Annotated in this window: 9 protein-coding genes; 2 read left to right on the top strand and 7 right to left on the bottom strand. The window is 33.5% G+C overall.

The window, feature by feature from the left end; translation table 11 throughout:
- From ACH2BV_RS07405 to ACH2BV_RS07395, 3 genes are all read right to left on the bottom strand, one after another.
- Positions 1–735, bottom strand: a 735-nt coding sequence (locus tag ACH2BV_RS07405) for an acetyl-CoA carboxylase carboxyltransferase subunit beta (protein WP_395050088.1), incomplete at its 3' end; no start/stop codon positions are given.
- A 72-nt stretch (positions 736–807) separates the two neighbouring features.
- Positions 808–1,875, bottom strand: coding sequence for a class II fructose-bisphosphate aldolase (gene fbaA / locus ACH2BV_RS07400; RefSeq protein ID WP_395050087.1), 1,068 nt, complete (start codon positions 1,873–1,875; stop codon positions 808–810).
- Between the two features lie 64 nt (positions 1,876–1,939).
- Positions 1,940–4,498 (bottom strand): BamA/TamA family outer membrane protein, encoded by a 2,559-nt coding sequence (locus tag ACH2BV_RS07395; protein WP_395050086.1) that lies wholly within the window; start codon positions 4,496–4,498, stop codon positions 1,940–1,942.
- Between the two features lie 37 nt (positions 4,499–4,535).
- Between ACH2BV_RS07395 and ACH2BV_RS07390 the strand changes: the two genes are divergently transcribed.
- Positions 4,536–5,273: a TrmH family RNA methyltransferase gene (locus tag ACH2BV_RS07390; RefSeq protein WP_395050085.1), complete on the top strand. Its 738-nt coding sequence runs from the start codon at positions 4,536–4,538 to the stop codon at positions 5,271–5,273.
- 116 nt (positions 5,274–5,389) lie between these two features.
- Here the strand turns inward: ACH2BV_RS07390 and ACH2BV_RS07385 are convergent, their stop codons facing one another.
- From ACH2BV_RS07385 to ACH2BV_RS07370, 4 genes are read right to left on the bottom strand one after another with little or no spacing between them, the layout of a single operon-like run.
- A complete protein-coding gene (locus tag ACH2BV_RS07385; RefSeq protein WP_395050084.1) occupies positions 5,390–6,109 on the bottom strand; it encodes a porin family protein in 720 nt (239 codons plus the stop codon).
- 1 nt (position 6,110) lies between these two features.
- Positions 6,111–6,842, bottom strand: coding sequence for a bifunctional demethylmenaquinone methyltransferase/2-methoxy-6-polyprenyl-1,4-benzoquinol methylase UbiE (gene ubiE, locus ACH2BV_RS07380; protein ID WP_395050083.1), 732 nt, complete (start codon positions 6,840–6,842; stop codon positions 6,111–6,113).
- A gap of 48 nt (positions 6,843–6,890) precedes the next feature.
- On the bottom strand, positions 6,891–7,376 hold the full coding sequence (locus tag ACH2BV_RS07375; protein ID WP_395050082.1) for a dihydrofolate reductase: 486 nt from the start codon (positions 7,374–7,376) through the stop codon (positions 6,891–6,893).
- A gap of 3 nt (positions 7,377–7,379) precedes the next feature.
- Positions 7,380–7,721: a 2TM domain-containing protein gene (locus ACH2BV_RS07370; protein WP_395050081.1), complete on the bottom strand. Its 342-nt coding sequence runs from the start codon at positions 7,719–7,721 to the stop codon at positions 7,380–7,382.
- A gap of 239 nt (positions 7,722–7,960) precedes the next feature.
- Here ACH2BV_RS07370 and ACH2BV_RS07365 point away from each other — a divergent pair, with 239 nt between their 5' ends.
- Entirely contained in the window at positions 7,961–8,257 is a 297-nt protein-coding gene (locus ACH2BV_RS07365) for an isoamylase early set domain-containing protein (RefSeq protein WP_395050080.1), read from the top strand.
- Positions 8,258–8,310: the final 53 nt, after the last annotated feature.

Raw genomic sequence — 8,310 nt, 5'->3', positions numbered from 1 at the left:
ACCTTCTGGCAAATCTTTTCCAGTAGTATCGCGAACAACTCTTGGACCTGCAAAACCAATTAAAGCACCTGGCTCAGAAATGTTTACATCACCAAGCATAGCATAAGAAGCTGTAGTTCCGCCAGTCGTTGGGTCAGTACATAAAGAAATATACGGAATTTTAGCTTCAGCCAACTGCGCCAATTTTGCAGAAGTTTTTGCCAACTGCATCAACGAGTAAGCAGCCTCCATCATTCGGGCACCACCTGATTTGGATATCATCACAAACGGCACATTATTTTTAATAGAATAATCAATACCGCGTGCAATTTTTTCACCCACCACAGCTCCCATAGAACCACCAATAAAGGCAAAATCCATACAGCAAACCACTAAATCTTTTCCTTTCGATTTTCCAACTCCTGTTCGAACCGCATCATTCAATTTGGTCTTGGCAATAGTGTCTTTCAAACGATCCGAATATTTTTTGGTATCCACAAAATGCAAGCTGTCTTTTGAAGTCATTTTTGCATCTAATTCTACAAATTCATTGTTGTCAAACAATATTTCGAAATATTCTTTACTTCCAATTCTTACGTGAAAATCATCTTCTGGACTTACATATAAGTTCCGAGCTAATTCATCGGCATCAATAACTTTTCCAGTAGGCGATTTGTACCAAAGCCCTTTTGGAACATCCATTTTGTCCTCGGTAGCGGTTGTAATTCCCTTTGTTGTTCTTTTAAACCAAGCCATAATTTTAGTTTTTTTAGTTTAATGTTTAAAGTTCTAAGTTGCTCAACTTTAAACATTAAACTGTAAACAATTTTATAAAGTATTCACGTTATTCAAGTCAGCAAATGCTTGCTCAAGTCTTGTGTTGAATGTAACTTCACCTTCACGCAACCATTTTCTTGGATCGTAATATTTTTTGTTTGGAGCATCAGCGCCAGTTGGATTTCCAATTTGAGTTTTTAGATAATCAATGTTGTTTACCATAAAGTCACGAATACCTTCAGCAAATGCAAATTGCAAGTCTGTATCAATATTCATTTTTACAACACCATAGCTAATTCCTTCTCTGATTTCTTCTAATGTAGAACCTGAACCTCCGTGGAAAACGAAATCAACAGGGTTTGGTCCTGTGTTGAATTTATTTTGAACGTAATCTTGAGAATTTTTTAAGATTTTTGGAGTCAATTTTACGTTTCCTGGTTTGTAAACACCGTGAACATTACCAAAAGAAGCGGCAATTGTAAAACGTGGGCTAACTTTTAATAATTCTTCGTAAGCATAAGATACTTCAGAAGGTTGTGTGTATAATTTTGAGCTATCAACGTCTGAGTTGTCAACTCCATCTTCTTCACCACCTGTAATTCCAAGTTCGATTTCCAATGTCATTCCCATTTTGCTCATTCTAGCTAAATAACCACTACAAATTTTGATATTTTCTTCGATAGGCTCTTCAGATAAATCAATCATGTGAGATGAGAATAATGGTTTTCCTGTTTCAGCAAAATGTTTTTCAGAAGCATCCAATAAACCATCAATCCACGGCAATAATTTTTTTGCGCAATGGTCAGTATGTAAAATTACTGTTGCGCCATAAGCTTCAGCTAATGTATGAATGTGTTTTGCTCCTGCAATTGCGCCAGCAATAGCTGATTTTTCACCTGCATTAGAAAGTCCTTTTCCAGCATTAAACTGTGCTCCACCATTCGAAAATTGTATAATAACTGGTGCATTTAGTTTTGCTGCAGTTTCTAAAACTCCGTTTATTGTGCTTGAACCAATAACATTTACTGCAGGAATTGCAAATCCTTTTTCTTTCGCATAGTTAAAAATTTCTTGTACTTGGTCTCCCGTAGCTACGCCCGGTTTGATATTGTGTGCCATCGTAATTTTTTTAGTTGTTGATAAAAGTTGTTTTTCAGATTGCAAAAATAAGAATTAATTAGCATTAGAAAGGATAATTTATTCCAAAATTAAAAACAGAATGTGCGAAATCGTAATCGTAAAACCATTGTTTGCCCACTTCATTGGCAGGATTGAAGGTTTTAAAACCCAAATCAAATCGGACTACGAAGAAGCTCAGGTCGTATCTTAACCCAAATCCAGTGCCTAAAGCCATTTCTTTTAAATCTTTTAAACCGTTAAAAGTGGCTCTTTCATCAGTAATATTATCAAATACGTTCCAGATATTGCCGGCATCAGCAAATAAAGCGCCTTTCACACTTCCTAATATTTTAAATCGGAACTCGGCACTTACTGCGATTTTCATATTTGCCTCATTATAATCATTTACTGCTCCAGTACTTCCTGGACCTAAACGATAAGGTTGCCAAGCTCTATTGTCATTTGAACCTCCGGCAAAATAACTCCTTGAAAAAGGAATGTTATTTGAGTTTCCGTAAGGAATGGCAATGCCGAAAAAGCTTCTAAATGCTATAACTTTTTCTTTTGTTAAATCCCAATGTTTAATATAATCAAATTCTGTTTTTATATATTCTGAATATTCTATGTTGAAAATCTCATAATTACCATTCTGGTTTTTAGGAAGATTTGCTGCATTTGACACTAATGATAACAGCGAACCTGCTGATTCTATTTTTGTTCTGAAAAGATAAAACGTGTTGTCAAGTAAATCCGTTTTAGTTGTTTTTGAAAACGAATAACTTGTGGCCAGAATAAAGTCGTTTTCAGTTAATCTGACTCTTCGTTCTTCAACGCTGCTCACGGTTTTATAATCAGCATCTGCTGGTGTGAGAGCAGTGGTTCCGGACAAAACATCATTGGTAAAACCGCTTGTGCCTTCTTCTATTTTTAAATTTCCATTTACGTCAAAATACTCAGGATGATTTACGGTATACACTTTTCCAATGTCATTTAAAGCTGTATAGGAGGATTCATAAATGTTGAAATAATTTTCAGGATTTAGATTTCGAACATATTGTACATTAAAAAGATCTAAACGAGCGGTATTATTCCTTTTTGGAGTCCAATTATAACCCAAAGCGCCAGTAAAATTTTGTTTATCCAAACCAATATTTTTTTGAGTAGCTAAACCGCTTGACAACAGTGTCGAGGGAATCATACTTTTTGGAATGATTTTTTCAGTAGCCACAGGAAACCATATTCTGGGAATATTCAGTTTCACATCAACTCCATATTCAGAGACATTGAAAAATTTACTTTCAGGATTTGCTAAATCTTTTGATGAACCTATGTTTCCGCGTCCGGCAACTTCTAATGTTTCCGCTCCATTAAAAATATTTCTTATGGTTCCAGAAACACTTGCTGCAATTCCAATGTCTTGAATGTTAGAATGAGTTACATCAAGCGTAGGATTAAAACTGTATTTTTTTCGAGGAGACAAATAGACTTTTGCAATTAACGATTGGGCTGTCGTATCTCTTTTATCTACTTCATATAAAATAGTTGGATAATTGAAAATTTTAAGATTATTCAAATAACGTGTTGTTAAAACGGTTTTATAATCAGCAAACAAACCTCCTTTTGTTATAAATACGGCATCAGTTATTGCTTTTGGTTTGTATTTTAATTTGGAATGGCTGTATAAATTGAAATTATTATACGATGTACTGTCAGTAATTTTTAAATTATTATTGGCAGCCGAATAATCAGTGTAAATGTTGACATCACTAATTTTATATATTTTGAAAGGCCTTGTTCTAGTGGTATCATTATCCTGATAGGAATAATCGTCAATAATCAAATTAACATTTACCTTTTTATTGTTGTTTAGGGTATCTAAATCAAAAGTCACATAATTAGGCTGAAAATTATACACACCATTGTTTCTAAAATAAGTATTAATTCGATCTTTTTCACTGTCGAAATCTTTGGTTTGGTATTGATTCCCTGATTTTATAAAGGTATTCGATATTTTGGTCCGATACATTGAATCCAAAACAGGGGTGTGAATTGTAGTTGTTAATGTGTCTAACAAATAAGGAGTTCCGGTAGTAACAGTGTATTTAATTTTGGCCTTTTTTTGACTTAAACTATCTACTTTGTATTTTGCTTTCACATTAAAAAAACCATTGTTAAAATAATAGTATTTTAATCTTAAAATCGATTTTTGAGTTCTCGCTGTGTCAACAATTACAGGCGGTTCGCCTGTTTTCTTTAAGAAGTCGTGTATTCCGTGATACCAGAAAGATTGTCCAAGTCTATCCACCTGTTTTGCCGAAAGCCATTTTGATTCTCTTTCGTATTTTCCGGGATGATTCGTGAATTTGGCCTGATATGATGAGTCAGGATTTGGATTAGCAAGATTAAATAAATTCAATCGCAATCGATAGCCCAAGAGGGTGGAGTTTGGTTTTTGATACAACTGATTGATAACATCATCATCCTTTGTGGCTTTGTCATTTACTAAAATGTCATTTTTAGTTAGGAGTTGTTTGCCATCTGGAACTCTTTTCACAGCATCACAAGCTGAGATAATTATTCCAATTAGAATAAATGTTGCTATTTTTGTGCTAATCTTTTTCAAGTGTTCTTAAATATTTAATTCAAAAGTACATTATTTTATGCTTAGTAAAAACCAAATAAAACTTATAACGAGTTTACAGCAAAAAAAACAGCGATTTACCAATCAGATGTTTTTTGCCGAAGGCATAAAAGTAATTCAGGAATTACTGGAATCCAATTTTGAGTTGGTTCATTTATACACGACCCAAAATGATTTTGAACAAGTTTCGAATGTTGAAAAAGTGATTGTCGATCCAAGTGATTTAAAAAAAATCAGCGCTTTGGCAACACCAAATACTTGTTTGGCAGTATTTAAAATCCCAACTGAGAAAAAAATTATTGAATCCGGATTGATTCTTGCGCTTGATTCCATTCGCGATCCGGGAAATTTAGGAACAATATTGCGAATGTGCGACTGGTTTGGCATTGTTCAATTAATTTGCTCCAAAGAAACAGTGGATATTTATAATCCAAAAGTGGTTCAGGCCACAATGGGTTCCATTGCCAGAGTCAACGTAAATTATCTTGATTTGGAAAACTTTGTCAGCCAAACCAAATTAGCTGTTTTCGGCACTTTTATGGACGGAAATAATATCTATAAAACGGAATTGCCTCAAGAAGGAATTATTATTATGGGCAATGAAGCCAATGGAATTTCACATGAACTTGAGAAACTAATTAAAAGCAGACTTACAATTCCCCGTTTTGGTACTATACAAAAAACCGAAAGTTTGAATGTTGCCACTGCGACAGCAATTATTTTAAGTGAGTTTCGTCGAGTGATCAGTGTTCAGTAATCAGTGTTCAGTGTTCAGTTTTCAATTGCGTTTTTTGGCTTTACTAGTTGACCACTGACCACTTTTTAAGTAGTGCAACATCCTGAACACTGACAACTGAACACTGCAAACTTCTTTTAGTGGAAAGCAAAATTGATAAAAACCGCTCTTGTTTTCATCGATTCAATATTGCCAGTCCAAGGACTATTAGGGTCATTATCGCGAATTAATTCGTCATTGATTCCAAAAACACCTCTTATAGAAGGAGAAAATATAAAATATTCCGAAAAAATATCAATGCCAAAACCAATCTCATAATTTGTTGTCCAGGGTTTTACCCTGAAACGTTGTTCGTAATTATCATCAATGGATTTTGAATTGCTGGACAAATTTAATGTTGCCGAAACTCCGCCCAATAAATAGGGTCTTACATTGCCTGTTCTAAGCGATAAAAACTTAAGCAATATGGGAAAATGAAGATTAGTGCTGTTCACTTCTCTAAGCATGTCTGAAGGTGTAGGTGTTGTCGGAAAATAGCTTGCAGGGTAATGTAAATTTCTCTGTGTGTAATATAATCCGGGTTCAAATCGTAAGCGAATGTATTCTTGAAGTTTCAAATCAGCGATGAGTCCTACGTTGAAACCGGTGGTTTTGTCAACCAGAATGTCTTGGCTAACCGTTTTGTAATCTATTTTGAAATCATAAGAATTGAAACCGAGAAAAAAGCCAAAATAAAGTTTTTGTTTTTGAAAATTTTCCAAATTAATAATAGGATCCCTGCTAAATATTTTATTAGGATTCTGTGCCTGTCCTTTTATGGCTATGAGTAATAAAATTAAAACAACGATTTTTCTCATATTATTTCTTGGAAGCTGAATAAATTGTAGCCACGCCAAATGTTTGTGGCAATGAAACTACATCTATAAACCCAATTTTTTTTAAAATATTGTTTAAAGCTTCACCATAAGGAAAAGCCGCCGCTGATTCTGACAGATAACCGTAGGCTACATTGTCTTTTGAAAATAATTTTCCAATAATTGGCAGTATGTTTTCACTATAAAAAGTGTAACCTTGTTTATATGGTGTTTTATCCGGAACCGAAGTTTCTAGGATGACAAAAACACCGTTTGGTTTCAAAACTCTGAGAATTTCAGCTAATCCTTTTTCTAGATTTTCGAAATTTCTAACTCCAAAAGCTACAGTAATAGCGTCAAAATAGTTGTCTTGAAAAGGCATGTTTTCTGAATCGGCCAAAACCATTTCTATTCTTTTAGACAAATTTTTATCCAGAATTTTTTGCTGCCCCACTTTCAGCATTCCAGCTGAAATATCCAATCCAATAATTTTTTCAGCATTAGTTTGCGCCATCAAAATAGCCAAATCTCCCGTTCCGGTTGCAATATCCAGAATTGTTTTTGGATTTGATTTAGACACAATTTGCAAGACTTTTTTGCGCCATTTCATATCAATTCCGAACGAAATAACCCGATTAAGATTATCATAATTACCAGAAATGTTATCGAACATTGAGGCGACCTGTTCTTTTTTGCTTAAAGTAGAATCTTTATAAGGTGTTATGTTTTTTGACATTTTCTAAAATTTGAAGCAAAGGTAAACTAGATTATTGGATAATAAATTTTATTTTTTCCGAGTGTATTTTTGAAAAGTATAATCATAAAGATGTTTTTCATCTTTTGGATTAAATGTTTCGGAAGTTAATTCCCAAATTTTGGAATCTATTTCCGGGAAATAAACATCAGCTTCAAACGAATGATGCACGCGTGTAATATCAAGCTGATCTGCTAAAGGAATGGATTGTGTGTAAATTTCGCCGCCGCCTATAATGAATGAATCTTCGTTTTTCGGACAAATAGCAATGGCTTTTTCTAGGTTCTCCATGACGATGCAGCCTTCGGGATGATAGTCTTTTTGACGTGAAATAATAATGTGAGTTCTGTTTGGTAACGGTTTTGGAAAACTTTCAAATGTTTTTCTTCCCATAATGATGTGATGTCCGGAAGTGATTTCCTTGAATCTCTTGAAGTCATTAGGCAAATGCCAAAGTAAATCATTGTTTTTACCCAATGCATTGTTTTCGGCAACAGCCGCAATGATAATAATCATTTTCTATAGTGGTTTTTTAGAAGTTTCATCCTCTATTTGTGTTTGCAACTGATCGATTTTTCTTTGTTGTTGGGCAACAAGGCGGTCAACTTGTTCTCTTTCCCATTTTTTATTCATAAAACGATCCGTAATATATACTTTTATAAAATGCAAAATAAATAGGAAAAGCCAAAATGTAATTACCCAAATGGACCAGTTAAAAGTAAATCCAAAAATTAAAAAATGATTGGCAATACACAAAAATATGCTACCTAAAATTAATAAAACGAAATGGAAATAGAGTGCTTTTTTCTGGTTTAATCTTTTTCTGGCATATTCATATAATTCGTGTTGTTCTTTTTCCATAAAGCAAGATTTTGATTATAAAGATAAAATTATTTTTGAAATTCTATTATTTTTAATCCAAGATTATTCAAAGAGAAAACGTTTTCCTATTTTGAATATATAAATTTTTACCAATAAAATATACGAATACATCTAAAATTTAAGATTGTTTTTGTCAAACTCCTAAAACTTCATCTCCGCTATTGAATGTTCAATAGAATTTGTTTTCTTTGCCCCATAATATTAAAAATGAAATAGTTATGTCAATAAAGAAACAAGTTATAAAAACAAAACCGGTTTGTAAAGTTACATTTTCGGTAGAAGCAAAAGAAGCAAATTCAGCTTCAGTAGTTGGAGATTTTAATAATTGGAATCCAGCTGAAGGTGAATTGTCAAAATTGAAAAACGGAACGTTCAAAGGTGTTTTTGATTTATCAAAAGATGCATCATACGAATTCAAGTATCTAATTGATGGTGCTTATGTTAACGAAAGCGAAGCGGATTCTTTCAAATGGAATGAATTTGCAGGAACTGAAAACGGTGTTTTAACTGTTTAATCTTATTTTCTTAAAAAATTAAAATCCGTTCCGATTTCGGCACGGATTTTTTT

It is taken from the genome of Flavobacterium sp. (genome assembly GCF_043780635.1).
GTDB lineage: Bacteria > Bacteroidota > Bacteroidia > Flavobacteriales > Flavobacteriaceae > Flavobacterium.
This window is presented reverse-complemented; position numbering and strand designations above follow the sequence as displayed.